This window comes from Mycobacterium sp., from assembly GCF_049585075.1.
Classification (GTDB): domain Bacteria; phylum Actinomycetota; class Actinomycetes; order Mycobacteriales; family Mycobacteriaceae; genus Mycobacterium.
Map to the genome: position 1 here is coordinate 1 of NZ_JBAUZA010000468.1, position 16,554 is coordinate 16,554.

Below are 16,554 nucleotides of genomic sequence, written 5' to 3' on the forward strand. Positions count from 1 at the left end.
CGTCAAGGGCGAGAACGTCCCAGAACCGGGGATCCCGGAATCATTCAAGGTGCTGATCAAGGAAATGCAATCGCTGTGCCTCAACGTCGAGGTGCTGTCCAGCGACGGCGCAGCCATCGAGATGCGCGACGGCGACGACGAGGACCTGGAACGCGCAGCGGCGAACCTGGGAATCAACTTGTCCCGCAACGAATCTGCCTCGGTTGAGGATTTAGCCTAATTATTTTCTTGTTACTACACCCGCAAGGGGAAAGGGAGTTACGTGTTAGACGTCAACTTCTTCGATGAACTCCGCATCGGCCTGGCCACCGCGGAAGACATCCGCAACTGGTCTTTCGGCGAGGTCAAAAAGCCGGAGACGATCAACTACCGCACGCTCAAGCCCGAGAAGGACGGCCTGTTCTGCGAGAAGATCTTTGGACCCACTCGCGACTGGGAGTGCTACTGCGGCAAGTACAAGCGGGTGCGCTTCAAGGGCATCATCTGTGAGCGCTGTGGCGTCGAGGTAACTCGCGCCAAGGTGCGTCGTGAGCGGATGGGCCACATCGAGCTGGCCGCACCGGTCACGCACATCTGGTACTTCAAGGGCGTGCCTTCGCGACTGGGATACCTGCTGGACCTGGCGCCAAAGGATCTCGAGAAGATCATCTACTTCGCCGCGTACGTGATCACCGCGGTCGACGATGAGATGCGGCACAACGAGCTGTCGACACTCGAAGCCGAAATGGTGGTGGAGCGCAAGGGGATTGAAGACCAGCGCGACGCCGACCTGGAGGCGCGGGCGCAGAAGCTGGAAGCCGACTTGGCCGAGCTCGAGGCGGAGGGCGCCAAAGCTGATGCGCGGCGCAAGGTTCGCGACGGCGGCGAGCGTGAGATGCGCCAGCTGCGTGACCGGGCGCAGCGCGAGCTGGACCGGCTGGAGGAGATCTGGACGACCTTCACCAAGCTGGCTCCCAAGCAGCTGATCGTCGATGAGAACCTCTACCGGGAACTGGTCGACCGCTACGGCGAGTACTTCACCGGTGCGATGGGCGCCGAGTCGATCCAGAAGCTGATCGAGACCTTCGACATCGAAGCCGAGGCTGACACGCTGCGTGAGGTCATCCGAAGCGGCAAGGGGCAGAAGAAGCTTCGTGCGCTCAAGCGGCTCAAAGTCGTCGCGGCGTTCCAGCAGTCGTCCAACTCGCCGATGGGCATGGTGCTCGACGCGGTCCCGGTGATCCCGCCGGAGCTGCGTCCGATGGTCCAGCTCGACGGTGGCCGGTTCGCCACCAGCGACCTCAACGACCTGTACCGCCGGGTGATCAACCGCAACAACCGGCTCAAGAGACTGATCGACCTGGGCGCGCCCGAGATCATCGTCAACAACGAGAAGCGGATGCTGCAGGAGTCTGTCGACGCGCTGTTCGACAACGGCCGTCGCGGCCGTCCGGTCACCGGGCCGGGCAACCGTCCGCTGAAGTCGCTCTCCGATCTGCTCAAGGGCAAGCAGGGCCGGTTCCGCCAGAACCTGCTCGGTAAGCGTGTCGACTACTCGGGCCGTTCGGTCATCGTGGTCGGCCCGCAGCTCAAGCTGCACCAGTGCGGTCTACCCAAGCTGATGGCACTCGAGCTGTTCAAGCCGGTCGTGATGAAGCGGCTCGTCGACCTCAACCATGCGCAGAACATCAAGAGCGCCAAGCGGATGGTGGAACGTCAGCGCCCGCAGGTGTGGGATGTGCTCGAAGAGGTCATCGCCGAGCACCCGGTGCTGCTGAACCGCGCACCGACGCTGCACCGGCTGGGCATTCAGGCCTTCGAGCCGATGCTGGTGGAGGGCAAGGCAATTCAGCTGCACCCGTTGGTGTGTGAGGCGTTCAACGCCGACTTCGACGGTGACCAGATGGCCGTGCACCTGCCGCTTTCGGCTGAGGCGCAGGCCGAGGCCCGCATACTGATGCTGTCGAGCAACAACATCCTGTCGCCGGCCTCGGGCCGCCCGTTGGCGATGCCGCGGCTGGACATGGTGACCGGGCTGTACTTCCTGACCACCGAGATCGAGGGCGACACCGGCCAATATCGGCCGTCCGCCAAAGACCGTCCGGAGTCGGGCGTGTACGCCTCGCCGGCCGAAGCGATCATGGCGATGGACCGCGGTGCGTTGAGCGTGCGCGCCAAGATCAAGGTGCGGCTGTCTGCGCTGCGTCCGCCGATCGAGCTGGAGACCGAGTTGTTCGGCCAAAACGGTTGGCAGCCCGGTGATTCCTGGATCGCTGACACCACGCTGGGTCGGGTGCTGTTCAATGAGCTGCTACCGGTCGGGTATCCGTTCGTGAACAAGCAGATGCACAAGAAGGTGCAGGCGGCGATCATCAACGACCTCGCCGAGCGCTATCCGATGATCGTGGTCGCCCAGACCGTCGACAAGCTCAAAGACGCCGGATTCCATTGGGCTACCCGCTCGGGTGTCACCGTGTCGATGGCTGACGTGTTGGTGCCGCCAGGCAAGCAGGAGATCCTCGACGCCTACGAGGAGCGCGCCGACAAGGTCGAAAAGCAGTTCCAGCGTGGTGCTTTGAACCACGACGAGCGCAACGAGGCGCTGGTGGAGATCTGGAAGGAAGCCACCGACGAGGTGGGTGAGGCGCTGCGCGAGCACTACCCGGCCGACAACCCGATCATCACGATCGTCGACTCCGGTGCCACGGGTAACTTCACCCAGACCCGGACGCTGGCCGGCATGAAGGGTCTGGTGACCAACCCGAAGGGTGAGTTCATCCCGCGGCCGATCAAGTCGTCGTTCCGTGAGGGCCTGACGGTGCTGGAGTACTTCATCAACACCCACGGCGCCCGAAAGGGTCTGGCGGACACCGCGTTGCGGACCGCCGACTCGGGTTACCTGACCCGTCGTCTGGTCGACGTGTCGCAGGACGTTATCGTGCGCGAGCGCGACTGCGGCACCGAGCGCGGCATCACTGTCGAGCTCGCTGATCATCAGCCTGACGGCACGCTGATTCGCGACCCGTTCATCGAAACGTCGGCCTACGCACGGACGTTGGGCACCGACGCGGTCGACGAGAAGGGCAAAGTCGTCGTCGCGCGCGGGCACGACCTCGGCGACCCGGAGATCGACGCGTTGTTGGCGGCCGGTGTCACGCAGGTCAAGGTCCGCTCAGTGCTGACTTGCACCACCGGTACCGGCGTGTGTGCGACCTGCTACGGACGCTCGATGGCCACCGGCAAGCTGGTCGACATCGGCGAGGCCGTGGGTATCGTTGCGGCGCAGTCGATTGGTGAGCCAGGAACTCAGCTGACGATGCGTACCTTCCACCAGGGCGGTGTCGGTGAGGACATCACCGGCGGTCTGCCCCGTGTGCAGGAGCTGTTTGAGGCCCGGGTGCCGCGCGGTAAGGCGCCGATCGCCGACGTCACCGGACGGGTGCGTCTGGAGGACGGCGAGCGCTTCTACAAGATCACCATCGTTCCGGACGACGGCGGCGAAGAGGTTGTCTACGACAAGCTCTCGAAGCGTCAGCGTCTGCGGGTGTTCAAGCACGAGGATGGTTCCGAGCGACTGCTCGCCGACGGCGACCACGTCGAGGTGGGCCAGCAGCTGATGGAAGGCTCTGCCGACCCGCACGAGGTGCTGCGCGTGCAGGGCCCCCGCGAGGTGCAGATCCACCTGACCAAGGAGGTCCAGGAGGTCTACCGCGCACAGGGTGTGTCCATCCACGACAAGCACATCGAAGTGATCGTCCGGCAGATGCTGCGCCGGGTGACCATCATCGACTCGGGCTCGACGGAGTTCCTGCCCGGTTCGCTGATCGAGCGTGCCAATTTCGAGGCGGAGAACCGTCGGGTGGTGGCCGAGAGCGGCGAGCCCGCGGCCGGACGTCCGGTGCTGATGGGTATCACCAAGGCGTCGCTGGCCACCGACTCGTGGCTGAGTGCGGCGTCGTTCCAGGAGACCACGCGTGTGCTGACCGATGCGGCGATCAACTGCCGCAGCGACAAGCTGCAGGGTCTGAAGGAGAACGTGATCATCGGAAAGCTGATTCCGGCCGGTACCGGTATCAACCGGTACCGCAACATCCAGGTTGAGCCGACCGAGGAGGCGCGGGCCGCGGCGTACACGATCCCGTCCTACGAGGATCAGTACTACAGCCCCGACTTCGGCCAGGCCACCGGTGCCGCGGTGCCGCTGGACGACTACGGCTACTCCGACTACCGGTAGTTCTAGACGAAAAAGCCCCGGGTTTCCGCCCGGGGCTTTTTCGTTGCCGCGTTTTGTGCCGAGTGGGCGGCCCGCCGCACATTGGCGGGCGGATGCCGTCAAGGGCGCCCCTCACTAGACTGGCCGACGTGCTTATCGGTTCACACGTCCACCAAGACGATCCCCTGGCCGCCGCGCAGGCAGACGGCGCCGACGTGGTGCAGTTATTTCTCGGCAACCCGCAGAGCTGGAAAAAGCCGACGCCGCGCGACGACGCCGAGGCGCTGAAGGCGTCGACCACGCCGCTGTACGTCCACGCGCCGTACCTGATCAACGTGGCCTCGGCCAACAACCGCGTCCGCATCCCGTCGCGTAAGATCTTGCAGGACACCTGCGACGCCGCCTCGGCGATCAATGCGACGGCGGTGATCGTGCACGGCGGCCACGCCGACGACAACGACATGGACGCCGGCTTCGAGCGCTGGGTCAAGGCGCTGGACTACCTCGAAACGGACGTCGCGGTGTACCTGGAGAACACCGCCGGCGGCGATCACGCAATGGCCCGCCACTTCGACACCATAGGCCGGCTCTGGGATCACATCGGCGACAAGGGAATTGGCTTCTGCCTGGACACCTGCCATGCGTGGGCCGCGGGTGAGGCGCTGGTCGACGCGGTCGACCGGATAAAAGCACTGACCGGCCGCATCGACCTGGTGCACTGCAACGACTCGAGGGACGCGGCGGGCTCGGGTGCGGACCGACACGCCAACTTCGGTACCGGTCAGATCGATCCCGAGCTGCTGGTCGCGGTGGTCCGCGCCGCGGGTGCACCGGTGATTTGCGAAACGGCCGACGAAGGCCGCAAAGACGACATCGCCTTCCTGCGTGAGCGGCTGAGCTGAGGATCCGTACGCCATGGGCGCCCGAGTCGTCGCGGTTCTCGGCGTTGTAATGCTAGTCGCGGGCTGCTTCGGCAGGGACGTGGCCAAGCCCTCGGGGTTCGTCGATGGCACCAGCGTGCACACGATCAGCGTCGGCGGACACGACCGCACTTACCGGCTCTACAAGCCGAAAGGATTGCCCGCATCCGCCCCGCTGGTCGTCATGCTGCACGGCGGCTTCGGCAACGGCGCACAGGCCGAAAAGTCCTACGGCTGGGATGAATTGGCGGACTCATCCAAGTTCGTCGTCGCTTACCCGGATGGCCTTAACCGGGCCTGGAACGTCAACGGTGGCGGCTGCTGCGGGCGCTCGGCAAAGGAGGGCATCGACGACGTCGCCTTCGTCACCGCCGCCGTCGCCGACATCCGCCGCAACGTCGGTATCGACGCCGCCCGGGTCTATGTCACCGGCATCAGCAACGGCGGCATCATGTCGTACACGCTGGCCTGCGAGACGGCGATCTTCGCCGCGATCGGCCCGGATTCGGCCACCCAGCTGAACGCCTGCGACTCGCCGCATCCGACGTCGGTCATGCATATCCATGGCACCGCCGATCGGCTGATTCGCTACGACGGCGGTCGGGGCGCCGGCGTGGCCCACATCGATGGCCCGCCGGTGTCGCAGCTGAATGCGTTCTGGCGCAACGTCAATCACTGCGGTGCCCCGGCCAGCACGACGAGCGGTTCGGTCACCACGTCGACCGCCGGATGCCCCGACAATCGCAGTGTGGTGCTGATCACCGTCGACGGCGGCGGTCATCAGTGGCCCGGCTTCGCCACCGCGAAGCTCTGGGAATTCTTCGCCGCCCATCCCCGCTGAGCATTACATGTCTTGTGCGGCTGTAGAAAAAATGTAACATTGGCGGCATGCCAGATACTCATTTCGTCACCAACCAGGCCCCCCTACTGGAGGAGCACAACCCGGCGTCCTCCCCGGTGCTCATTGAGGCGCTGATCCGCGAGGGCGGGCAGTGGGGCCTGGACGAGGTGACCACGGTCGGCGCGATTTCCGGCTCTAAGCAGGCGCAACGCTGGGGCGAGTTGGCCGACCGCAATCGACCCATCCTGCGCATCCACGACCGGTACGGCCACCGCGTCGACGAGGTCGAGTACGACCCCGCCTACCACGAGCTGATGCGCACCGCGCTCGAGCACGGCCTGCACGCCGCGCCGTGGGCCGACGATCGGCCCGGTTCGCACGTGGTGCGGGCCGCCAAGCTGTCGGCTTGGAACGTTGAGCCCGGACACACCTGCCCGGTCTCCATGACTTACGCCGTCGTTCCCGCCCTGCGCTTCAACCCGGAGCTGGCCGCGATCTACGAACCGCTGCTGACCAGCCGGCACTACGACCCGGAGCTGACGGTGCCGACGACGAAGGCCGGCATCACCGCGGGCATGTCGATGACCGAAAAGCAGGGCGGCTCCGATGTGCGCGTCGGCACTACCCAGGCCACCCCAAACGCCGACGGCACCTATCGCCTGACCGGCCACAAATGGTTCACGTCCGCCCCGATGTGCGACATGTTCCTGGTGCTCGCACAGGCGCCGGGCGGGCTGTCCTGCTTCTTCCTACCGCGGGTGCTGCCCGACGGCACGCGCAACCGAATGCTGCTGCAGCGGCTGAAAGACAAACTCGGCAACCACGCCAACGCATCCAGCGAGGTCGAGTACGACGGCGCCACCGCGTGGCTGGTCGGCGAGGAGGGCCGCGGTGTGCCGACCATCATCGAGATGGTCAACCTGACCCGGCTGGACTGCACGCTGGGCAGCGCCACCAGCATGCGCACCGGATTGACCCAGGCCGTCCACCACGCGCAGCACCGCAAGGCATTCGGCGAGTACCTGATTGACCAACCGCTGATGCGTAACGTGTTGGCAGACCTGGCTGTTGAGGCCGAGGCCGCCACCATGGTGGCGATGCGAATGGCCGGCGCCACCGACAGCGCCATCCGCGGCGACCAGCGGGAAGCGCTGCTGCGCCGAATCGGGCTGGCGGCCAGCAAATACTGGGTGTGCAAGCGGGCTACGCCGCACGCAGCGGAAGCGTTGGAATGCCTGGGCGGCAACGGTTATGTCGAAGATTCTGGCATGCCGCGGCTGTACCGCGAGGCGCCGCTGATGGGTATCTGGGAAGGTTCCGGCAATGTCAGTGCGCTGGATACCTTGCGCGCCATGGCAACTCGGCCGGAATGCGTCGACGTGCTGTTTGACGAGCTCGCCAAGGCCGCGGGCCAGGACGCACGGTTGGACGGCCACATCGAACGGCTGCGCTCCCAGCTCGCCGAGATGGACACGATCGCCTATCGGGCCCGCAAGGTCGCGGAGGACATCTGCCTGGCGCTGCAGGGCTCGCTACTGGTGCGCCACGGACATCCCGCAGTTGCCGAGGCGTTCTTGGCGACCCGACTCGACGGCCAGTGGGGCGGCGCGTTCGGAACCATGCCCGCCGGGCTGGATCTCGCGCCGATCCTGGAGCGAGCCCTGGTAAAGGGCTGAGCCCCAATATGACTCACGCGATCAGACCGGTCGACTTCGACAATTTGAAGACGATGACCTATGAGGTCACCGACAGGGTTGCGCGGATTACCTTCAACCGCCCGGATAAGGGCAACGCGATCATCGCCGATACTCCGCTGGAGTTGTCCGCGCTGGTGGAGCGTGCCGATCTGGATCCGAGCGTGCACGTCATCCTGGTGTCCGGCCGGGGCGAAGGCTTCTGTGCGGGATTCGACCTGAGCGCCTACGCCGACGGCACCGGCTCAGCCGGTGGAACCGGCGCCTACGGCGGGACGGTGCTCGACGGTAAGACCCAGGCGGTCAACCATTTACCGGATCAGCCGTGGGACCCGATGATCGACTACCAGATGATGAGCCGCTTCGTGCGTGGCTTTTCCAGCCTGATGCACGCGGATAAGCCGACGGTCGTCAAGATCCATGGTTATTGTGTCGCCGGCGGCACCGACATCGCGCTGCACGCCGACCAGGTGATCGCCGCGTCCAACGCGAAGATCGGCTACCCGCCCACCCGGGTATGGGGGGTACCGGCCGCCGGGTTATGGGCGCACCGGCTGGGTGACCAGCGCGCCAAACGCCTTCTGCTGACTGGGGATTGCATCACCGGGGCACAAGCCGCCGAGTGGGGGCTGGCGGTCGAGGCGCCCGACCCCGATGAGCTCGACGAGCGCGCCGAGCGCTTGGTCGAGCGGATCGCCGCGGTGCCGGTCAATCAGCTGATCATGGTCAAGCTCGCACTCAATTCGGCGCTGCTGCAACAGGGTGTGGCCACCAGCAGGATGGTCAGCACCGTATTCGACGGTATCGCCCGGCATACCCCCGAGGGCCACGCGTTCGTGGCCGACGCCGTCGAGCATGGCTTCCGCGACGCGGTGCGCCACCGTGATGAACCCTTCGGCGACTACGGCCGCCAAGCGTCCCAGGTCTGACCGATGCCGAAATCGCTGACCCGCATGACCGCCAGGTCGGTCGTGCTGTCGGTATTGCTCGGCGCGCATCCGGCGTGGGCGAGCGCGGCTGAATTGATAAGGCTCACTGATGACTTCGGCATCAAGGAGACCACCCTGCGGGTGGCGTTGACCCGGATGGTCAGCTCCGGTGACTTGGTCCGGTCGGCCGACGGCTACCGGCTCTCCGAGCGGCTGCTTGCCCGCCAGCGCAGGCAGGACGACGCCATGCGACCACAGCTGCGGCACTGGGACGGATTCTGGACCGCCTTGATTGTCACCAGCGTCGGTACCGATCCCCGGACTCGGGCAGCACTGCGAACCGCGCTGCACAGCAAACGCTTCGGTGAACTGCGCGAGGGAGTCTGGATGCGGCCGGACAATCTCGAGCTCGACCTGGACGCACAGCTGCGCGCCCGGGTGCGCATATTGCAGGCCCGCGATGACGCACCCGGCGAGCTCGCCGTCCAGCTGTGGGACCTGGCATCGTGGGCACGCACCGGCGCACGGTTGGTCACCGAGATGTCGTCAGCCACCGATGTTCCCGCTCGGTTCGTGGTGGCCGCAGGGATCGTCCGCCACCTGTTGACTGACCCGGTGTTGCCCGCCGAATTGCTGCCCGCGGACTGGCCGGGCGCGCGGCTGCGCGCCGCCTACAACGACTTCGCCGCCGAATTGACCGAGCGGCGCGACGGTATCCGATTAGTGGAGGCGAGATGAGCGATCCGATACGCGTAGAACGCAATGGCCCGGTGACCACGGTGATCCTGAACCGGCCGCAGGCCCGCAACGCCGTCAACGGCCCGACCGCCGCCGCGTTGTTCGCCGCGTTCGAGGAGTTCGATCGTGACGACACCGCGTCGGTAGCCGTGCTGTGGGGCGACAACGGAACCTTTTGCGCCGGAGCAGATTTGAAGGCGTTCGGCACGCCGGAAGCCAACGCGGTACACCGGACCGGTCCCGGCCCGATGGGGCCCACGCGAATGGTGCTGTCCAAGCCGGTGATTGCCGCAGTCAGTGGTTACGCCGTCGCCGGCGGCTTGGAGCTCGCGTTGTGGTGCGACTTGCGGGTGGCCGAAGAGGGCGCAGTGTTCGGGGTGTTCTGCCGCCGGTGGGGTGTGCCGTTGATCGACGGCGGCACCATTCGGCTGCCCCGGCTGATCGGGCAGAGCCGGGCAATGGACATGATTCTCACCGGTCGTGCGGTCGACGCCGCCGAGGCCTTGGCGATCGGACTGGCCAATCGTGTTGTGCCCAAAGGACAAGCACGGGCGGCCGCCGAGCAGCTGGCTGCCGAGCTGGCCGCGTTGCCCCAGCAGTGCATGCGATCTGATCGGCTCTCAGCGCTGCACCAGTGGGGGATGCCCGAATCAGACGCGATCGACTACGAATTCGCCAGTATTTCCCGGGTGGCCGCCGAGGGGTTGGAAGGCGCGCGACGATTTGCGGCGGGCGCGGGTCGCCACGGTGCAGCTGCGGTATAGCTCGCGGAAGATTAGCTGGCTTTGTTGATCGTGTTGCCGGTGCCGAGGTTGTCGACCTTGGGGTTGCCGTCTTTATAGGTGATCGTGTTGTTGAACCCGACGACGTTGAGCTGCTTGTCGATCTTGTCGATGGTGATCTTGTTGTCGGCGCCGCCGATGCTCACCGTCCCACACGTGCCAGTGACGGTCAGCGTGTTGTTGGATCCGCCCACGTTCAGCGACTTCCCGTCGCCGCAATCGAGAGTGGTTGTGGTACCGAGCGATCCGTAGTTGATCGTGTTGCCGATGTCGAACTGCGCACCGGTGCTTGTCGTCGTCGCCGTCGTGCTCGTCGAGGTGGAGGAGGACGTCGACGGCACCGCGGTGTTGTTCTTGCCTGCGCAACCTGCTATTCCGAGCGCCAGCACTGCCCCAGAAAGCGCCACCGCCCCGGCTACACGCATGCTGCTCACCCCGCTACCTGACTGATCCGGTTGGTCATGCCGAGTTCGCGGCCGCGGTCCCATACGACCGGCTGGCCGCTCTTGTAAAAGACCGACTCGTTGTAGCCGTAGACAATGATGTCGTGGACGACGTTGTCGGCGACCACGGTGTGACCCGAGCCCATCACCGTCACCGCCCAGCAGGACCCCAGCGCGTTAACAACATTCCGCGTGCCGTCGACTATCAGCGTGGCGCCATTGCAGTCGATCGTCTGCTCGAGACCCTCGCCGGTGACATGGGTATCACCGTTTTTGGCGTGCACCGTCGGCGCTCCGGCGGAAACGGTGAACGGAATCGCGATCGCGCAGGCGGCCAACGCTCGGCATCCGAGTGTCCATCTCACCGCGGGCTCCTCTCGCCGGGGCGCGGGATCTGCTGAAGGAGAGCGTACGTGGGTCGCCGCGCACGATGGCGGGCTTCCCCCACTTCGCGCCGTTCTCACCACCGGCGTTGTCAGCAGACTAGAGTTCTTCGCTGATTAACCAACGACAAACCGGTGGTGACCAACCCGGCCAATGCAACCCGAAGGGCGATCGCCATGCCAGCTGAGCGGCAGTCGTCATCCGGTCGGTCGGGTGGCGGGGGGAAGTCTGCGGCCCGTCCGGCCAAACTGAGCCGCGAGATCATCGTCAATGCCGCGCTGACCTTCCTGGACCGGGAGGGCTGGGACGCGTTGACTATCAATGCGTTAGCCAACCAGCTCGGGACCAAAGGCCCGTCGCTGTACAACCACGTCGTCAGCCTGGAGGACCTGCGCCGCGCGGTGCGGATGAGGGTGATCGACGACATCATCACCATGCTGAACCGCGTCGCCGAAGGACGAGTCGGCGACGATGCCGTGCTGGTGATGGCCGGCGCCTACCGCAGCTACGCTCACCACCACCCGGGCCGGTATTCGGCGTTTACCCGGATGCCGCTGTCAGGTGACGATCCGGAGTTCACGGCTGCGACCAAGGGTGCGGCTGGACCGGTGATGGAGGTGTTGTCGTCCTACGGGCTCGACATCGAGCAGGCTTTTTATGCTTCGCTGGAATTCTGGTCGGCAATGCACGGGTTCGTGCTGCTCGAAATGACCGGAGCGATGGACGGGGTCGACACCGACACGGTCTTTTCCGACATGGTGTTGCGCCTGGCGGCCGGCATGGAGCGCCGCAGCGAACGTGGTTCGCAATAGAGCCCCGATAAGCCCGGGTAACCTGGTATCGGACGCCAGCTACTCGCTTTGACCTGCCCGACCAGCGACGGGTATTGTGGATGCTCGTGCCTGGCGGCTTAAGGCGCTTGACCTAGGGCGCGCACGCCGGGCCAATTCGCATGTCCATGACGTAACGGATGAAAATCTGCGGCGGGTGCATGTGACACACCCGGCCGCGGGGGACCGTGGCAGGGCATAACTGCAGTACAGAGACTTAAAGCCACTGACAATTGAACGCACAGTAGAGAAAGCCGGTAGATGCCAACCATTCAGCAGCTGGTCCGCAAGGGGCGCCGCGACAAGATCGCCAAGGTCAAGACCGCGGCTCTCAAGGGCAGCCCGCAGCGCCGTGGTGTGTGCACTCGCGTGTACACCACCACTCCGAAGAAGCCGAATTCGGCGCTTCGGAAGGTGGCGCGTGTCAAGCTGACCAGCCAGGTTGAGGTGACCGCGTACATCCCTGGCGAGGGCCACAATCTCCAGGAGCACTCGATGGTTCTGGTGCGTGGCGGCCGGGTGAAGGACCTGCCGGGCGTGCGCTACAAGATCATCCGCGGCTCGCTCGACACCCAGGGTGTCAAGAACCGCAAGCAGGCTCGCAGCCGCTACGGCGCCAAGAAGGAGAAGAGCTGATGCCGCGCAAGGGGCCCGCGCCGAAGCGTCCGCTAGTCAACGATCCGGTCTACGGATCGCAGCTGGTTACGCAGCTGGTCAACAAAGTTCTGCTGAAGGGGAAGAAATCGCTGGCTGAGAGCATTGTTTATGGTGCACTCGAACAAGCCCGCGAAAAGACCGGTACCGATCCGGTGATCACGCTCAAGCGGGCTTTGGACAATGTCAAGCCAGCCCTGGAGGTGCGCAGCCGCCGCGTCGGTGGTGCCACGTACCAGGTGCCCGTCGAGGTGCGCCCCGATCGGTCCACCACGCTCGCGCTGCGCTGGCTAGTCAGCTTCTCCCGGCAGCGTCGGGAAAAGACCATGGTCGAGCGGCTTGCAAACGAGATCCTGGATGCCAGCAATGGCCTTGGAGCCGCCGTCAAGCGGCGCGAGGACACCCACAAGATGGCCGAGGCCAACCGCGCCTTCGCGCACTATCGCTGGTAAGGGCTCCAACGGCGCCAAATGGCAGAGTGGCCGGGCGCTAACCGACAGCGAACGAACTAACTACGCAATCGAAAGAGTGGGAAGACTTCTGTGGCACAGAAGGACGTGCTGACCGACCTCACCAAGGTCCGCAACATCGGCATCATGGCGCACATCGACGCCGGCAAGACGACGACGACGGAGCGCATCCTCTACTACACCGGTATCAGCTACAAGATCGGTGAGGTGCACGACGGCGCCGCCACCATGGACTGGATGGAGCAGGAGCAGGAACGCGGGATCACCATTACCTCCGCGGCTACCACCTGCTTCTGGAAAGACAACCAGATCAACATCATCGACACCCCCGGGCACGTCGACTTCACCGTCGAGGTGGAGCGCAGCCTGCGGGTGCTTGACGGTGCCGTAGCCGTCTTCGACGGCAAGGAGGGTGTCGAGCCGCAGTCCGAGCAGGTCTGGCGGCAGGCCGACAAATACGACGTCCCGCGGATCTGCTTCGTCAACAAGATGGACAAGGTCGGCGCCGACTTCTACTTCTCTGTCAAGACGATGGAGGAGCGCCTCGGTGCCAATGTCATTCCGATCCAGCTTCCGGTGGGCTCCGAAGGCGACTTCGAAGGCATCGTCGACCTGGTCGAGATGAACGCGAAGGTATGGCGCGGCGAGACCAAGCTCGGCGAAACCTACGACACCATTGAGATCCCGGCCGACTTGCAGGAGAAAGCCGAGGAGTACCGCACCAAGCTGCTCGAGGCCGTCGCCGAGACCGACGAGGCGCTGCTCGACAAGTACGTGGGCGGCGAGGAGATGACCGTCGACGAGATCAAGGCGGCGATCCGCAAGCTGACCATCAGCTCGGAGGCCTACCCGGTGCTGTGTGGCAGCGCGTTCAAGAACAAGGGCGTGCAGCCGATGCTGGACGCGGTCATCGACTACCTGCCCTCGCCGTTAGACGTGCTGCCCGCAGAAGGCCACGTGCCCGGCAAAGAGGACGAGCTGATCAGCCGCAACCCGTCGACCGACGAGCCGTTCTCGGCGCTGGCGTTCAAGGTCGCCACGCATCCCTTCTTCGGCAAGCTCACCTACGTCCGGGTGTACTCGGGGACCGTCGATTCGGGCAGCCAGGTCATCAACGCGACCAAAGGCAAGAAGGAGCGGCTGGGCAAGCTGTTCCAGATGCACTCCAATAAGGAGAACCCCGTCGAGCGGGCGTCGGCCGGCCACATCTACGCGGTGATCGGCCTGAAGGACACCACCACCGGCGACACCCTGAGCGATCCGAACGACCAGATCGTGCTGGAGTCGATGACGTTCCCCGCCCCGGTGATCGAGGTGGCCATCGAGCCCAAGACCAAGAGCGACCAGGAGAAGCTCAGCCTGTCGATCCAGAAGCTCGCCGAGGAGGACCCGACCTTCAAGGTCCACCAGGACACCGAGACCGGCCAGACCGTGATTGGCGGCATGGGCGAGCTGCACCTGGACATTTTGGTGGACCGCATGCGCCGCGAGTTCAAGGTCGAGGCCAACGTCGGTAAGCCGCAGGTGGCGTACAAGGAGACCATCCGCCGCGTGGTGGAAAAGGTCGAGTTCACGCACAAGAAGCAGACCGGCGGTTCCGGCCAGTTCGCCAAGGTGCTGATCAGCCTCGAACCGTTCCACGGCGAAGACGGCGCGACCTACGAGTTCGAGAGCAAAGTCACCGGTGGGCGCATCCCGCGTGAATACATCCCGTCGGTGGACGCCGGCGCCCAGGACGCCATGCAATACGGCGTGCTGGCCGGCTACCCGCTGGTGAACCTGAAGGTCACCTTGCTCGACGGTGCGTTCCATGAGGTCGACTCCTCGGAAATGGCGTTTAAGATCGCCGGTTCGCAGGTGCTGAAGAAGGCTGCCCAGCAAGCGCAGCCGGTGATCCTGGAACCGATCATGGCCGTCGAGGTCACCACGCCCGAGGACTACATGGGCGACGTGATCGGCGACCTGAACTCCCGTCGTGGCCAAATCCAGGCCATGGACGAACGCAGCGGTGCCCGCGTGGTCAAGGCGCATGTGCCGCTGTCGGAGATGTTCGGCTACGTCGGCGACCTGCGGTCGAAGACTCAAGGCCGGGCGAACTACTCCATGGTCTTCGACTCGTATGCCGAAGTGCCGGCCAACGTGTCGAAGGAGATCATCGCGAAGGCGACGGGCGAGTGAGTCACCCCGGGGAGTAACCTTGCCCGGTCACTACCGCGGCACAACTGAAATAACAACACTGCTTTAACAAGCACCAACAAGTCCAGGAGGACACAGAAGTGGCGAAGGCGAAGTTCGAGCGGACGAAGCCGCACGTCAACATCGGGACCATCGGTCACGTTGACCACGGCAAGACCACGCTGACCGCGGCTATTACCAAGGTCCTGCACGACAAGTACCCGAATTTGAACGAGTCGCGTGCATTCGACCAGATCGACAATGCGCCCGAAGAGCGTCAGCGCGGTATCACGATCAACATCTCCCACGTGGAGTACCAGACCGAGAAGCGTCACTACGCGCACGTCGACGCCCCGGGCCACGCCGACTACATCAAGAACATGATCACCGGCGCCGCCCAGATGGACGGGGCGATCCTGGTGGTCGCCGCGACCGACGGCCCGATGCCGCAGACCCGCGAGCACGTGCTGCTGGCCCGTCAGGTCGGGGTGCCCTACATCCTGGTCGCGCTGAACAAGGCCGACATGGTCGACGACGAGGAGTTGCTCGAACTCGTCGAGCTGGAAGTCCGCGAACTGCTGGCCGCCCAGGAGTTCGACGAGGACGCTCCGGTGATCAAGGTATCCGCCCTGAAGGCGCTCGAGGGCGACCCGAAGTGGGTCGAGGGCATCGTCGAGCTGATGAACGCGGTCGACGAGTCGATTCCGGATCCGGTCCGCGACACCGAAAAGCCGTTCCTGATGCCCGTCGAGGACGTCTTCACGATCACCGGCCGTGGCACCGTCGTCACCGGCCGTGTCGAGCGTGGCGTGATCAACGTCAACGAGGAAGTCGAGATTGTCGGCATCAAGCCGGCCAGCACCAAGACCACCGTCACCGGTGTGGAGATGTTCCGCAAGCTGCTCGACCAGGGCCAGGCCGGTGACAACGTCGGTCTGCTGCTGCGTGGTATCAAGCGTGAGGACGTCGAGCGCGGTCAGGTCGTCGTGAAGCCCGGCACCACCACGCCGCACACCGATTTCGAGGGCCAGGTCTACATCCTGTCCAAGGACGAGGGTGGTCGGCACACGCCGTTCTTCAACAACTACCGTCCGCAGTTCTACTTCCGCACCACCGACGTGACCGGTGTGGTGACGCTGCCGGAGGGCACCGAGATGGTGATGCCCGGTGACAACACCGACATCTCGGTGAAGCTGATCCAGCCCGTCGCCATGGACGAGGGTCTGCGCTTCGCGATCCGCGAGGGTGGCCGCACCGTCGGCGCCGGCGTGGTGACCGAGGTCATCAGCTAGAGGAGACTCGAATGGCGCAGGGGAAAATCCGGATCCGCCTCAAGGGCTACGACCATCAGCAGCTCGACCGGTCGGCTCAGCAGATCGTCGACACCGCTCAGCGAAGCGGTGCGACGATCACCGGTCCGGTTCCCCTGCCCACCGAGAAGAACGTCTACTGCGTGATCCGCAGCCCATTCAAGGACAAGGACGCACGCGAGCACTTCGAGG

16 protein-coding genes are annotated in these 16,554 nt (G+C 64.8%); 14 read left to right on the forward strand and 2 right to left on the reverse strand.

The window, feature by feature from the left end; genetic code table 11:
- From WB785_RS22170 to WB785_RS22205, 8 genes are all read left to right on the forward strand, one after another.
- A partial coding sequence (locus WB785_RS22170; RefSeq protein ID WP_424081854.1) for a hypothetical protein occupies positions 1-220 on the forward strand: 220 nt, incomplete at its 5' end.
- 42 nt (positions 221-262) lie between these two features.
- Positions 263-4,213, forward strand: coding sequence for a DNA-directed RNA polymerase subunit beta' (locus WB785_RS22175; RefSeq protein WP_424081856.1), 3,951 nt, complete (start codon positions 263-265; stop codon positions 4,211-4,213).
- 128 nt (positions 4,214-4,341) lie between these two features.
- A complete protein-coding gene (locus tag WB785_RS22180) occupies positions 4,342-5,094 on the forward strand; it encodes a deoxyribonuclease IV (RefSeq protein WP_424081858.1) in 753 nt (250 codons plus the stop codon).
- Between the two features lie 13 nt (positions 5,095-5,107).
- Positions 5,108-5,953: an alpha/beta hydrolase family esterase gene (locus tag WB785_RS22185; protein ID WP_424081860.1), complete on the forward strand. Its 846-nt coding sequence runs from the start codon at positions 5,108-5,110 to the stop codon at positions 5,951-5,953.
- Between the two features lie 47 nt (positions 5,954-6,000).
- On the forward strand, positions 6,001-7,629 hold the full coding sequence (locus tag WB785_RS22190; RefSeq protein ID WP_424081861.1) for an acyl-CoA dehydrogenase family protein: 1,629 nt from the start codon (positions 6,001-6,003) through the stop codon (positions 7,627-7,629).
- 8 nt (positions 7,630-7,637) lie between these two features.
- Positions 7,638-8,576: a crotonase/enoyl-CoA hydratase family protein gene (locus WB785_RS22195; protein ID WP_424081863.1), complete on the forward strand. Its 939-nt coding sequence runs from the start codon at positions 7,638-7,640 to the stop codon at positions 8,574-8,576.
- Between the two features lie 15 nt (positions 8,577-8,591).
- The gene (locus tag WB785_RS22200) at positions 8,592-9,314 is read left to right on the forward strand and encodes a PaaX family transcriptional regulator C-terminal domain-containing protein (RefSeq protein WP_424081881.1); all 723 of its coding nucleotides are present in this window, start codon (positions 8,592-8,594) and stop codon (positions 9,312-9,314) included.
- Positions 9,311-10,078, forward strand: a complete 768-nt coding sequence (locus WB785_RS22205; RefSeq protein ID WP_424081865.1) for a crotonase/enoyl-CoA hydratase family protein — start codon at positions 9,311-9,313, stop codon at positions 10,076-10,078. Before WB785_RS22200 ends, WB785_RS22205 begins: the two co-directional genes overlap by 4 nt.
- Before the next feature lie 11 nt (positions 10,079-10,089).
- On the opposite strand, the gene WB785_RS22210 is transcribed toward WB785_RS22205, so the two are convergent.
- Together WB785_RS22210 and WB785_RS22215 are read right to left on the reverse strand one after the other, a co-directional pair.
- On the reverse strand, positions 10,090-10,521 hold the full coding sequence (locus tag WB785_RS22210) for a DUF3060 domain-containing protein (RefSeq protein ID WP_424081867.1): 432 nt from the start codon (positions 10,519-10,521) through the stop codon (positions 10,090-10,092).
- Positions 10,522-10,526: 5 nt separating this feature from the next.
- Positions 10,527-10,904: a DUF3060 domain-containing protein gene (locus tag WB785_RS22215; RefSeq protein WP_424081869.1), complete on the reverse strand. Its 378-nt coding sequence runs from the start codon at positions 10,902-10,904 to the stop codon at positions 10,527-10,529.
- Positions 10,905-11,099: 195 nt separating this feature from the next.
- Between WB785_RS22215 and WB785_RS22220 the strand changes: the two genes are divergently transcribed.
- The 6 genes from WB785_RS22220 to rpsJ all read left to right on the forward strand — a co-directional run.
- Positions 11,100-11,735, forward strand: coding sequence for a TetR/AcrR family transcriptional regulator (locus WB785_RS22220; RefSeq protein WP_424081871.1), 636 nt, complete (start codon positions 11,100-11,102; stop codon positions 11,733-11,735).
- Positions 11,736-12,014: 279 nt separating this feature from the next.
- On the forward strand, positions 12,015-12,389 hold the full coding sequence (rpsL, locus tag WB785_RS22225; RefSeq protein ID WP_007167812.1) for a 30S ribosomal protein S12: 375 nt from the start codon (positions 12,015-12,017) through the stop codon (positions 12,387-12,389).
- On the forward strand, positions 12,389-12,859 hold the full coding sequence (gene rpsG / locus WB785_RS22230; protein WP_424081873.1) for a 30S ribosomal protein S7: 471 nt from the start codon (positions 12,389-12,391) through the stop codon (positions 12,857-12,859). The genes rpsL and rpsG overlap by 1 nt, the downstream gene beginning before the upstream one ends.
- Before the next feature lie 90 nt (positions 12,860-12,949).
- Positions 12,950-15,055, forward strand: coding sequence for an elongation factor G (gene fusA / locus WB785_RS22235; RefSeq protein ID WP_424081875.1), 2,106 nt, complete (start codon positions 12,950-12,952; stop codon positions 15,053-15,055).
- A gap of 98 nt (positions 15,056-15,153) precedes the next feature.
- Positions 15,154-16,344, forward strand: coding sequence for an elongation factor Tu (gene tuf / locus WB785_RS22240; protein ID WP_424081877.1), 1,191 nt, complete (start codon positions 15,154-15,156; stop codon positions 16,342-16,344).
- An 11-nt stretch (positions 16,345-16,355) separates the two neighbouring features.
- Positions 16,356-16,554, forward strand: a 199-nt coding sequence (rpsJ, locus tag WB785_RS22245) for a 30S ribosomal protein S10 (RefSeq protein WP_424081879.1), incomplete at its 3' end; no start/stop codon positions are given.

What these genes read in the sequence shown, in the direction of transcription:
- rpsL (WP_007167812.1), top strand. Translation starts at nt 12,015, where the DNA reads ATGCCAACCATTCAGCAGCTGGTCCGCAAGGGGCGCCGCGACAAGATC.
- WB785_RS22205 (WP_424081865.1), top strand. Translation starts at nt 9,311, where the DNA reads ATGAGCGATCCGATACGCGTAGAACGCAATGGCCCGGTGACCACGGTG.
- WB785_RS22210 (WP_424081867.1), bottom strand. Translation starts at nt 10,521, where the DNA reads ATGCGTGTAGCCGGGGCGGTGGCGCTTTCTGGGGCAGTGCTGGCGCTC.
- rpsG (WP_424081873.1), top strand. Translation starts at nt 12,389, where the DNA reads ATGCCGCGCAAGGGGCCCGCGCCGAAGCGTCCGCTAGTCAACGATCCG.
- WB785_RS22195 (WP_424081863.1), top strand. Translation starts at nt 7,638, where the DNA reads ATGACTCACGCGATCAGACCGGTCGACTTCGACAATTTGAAGACGATG.
- WB785_RS22185 (WP_424081860.1), top strand. Translation starts at nt 5,108, where the DNA reads ATGGGCGCCCGAGTCGTCGCGGTTCTCGGCGTTGTAATGCTAGTCGCG.
- WB785_RS22190 (WP_424081861.1), top strand. Translation starts at nt 6,001, where the DNA reads ATGCCAGATACTCATTTCGTCACCAACCAGGCCCCCCTACTGGAGGAG.
- WB785_RS22220 (WP_424081871.1), top strand. Translation starts at nt 11,100, where the DNA reads ATGCCAGCTGAGCGGCAGTCGTCATCCGGTCGGTCGGGTGGCGGGGGG.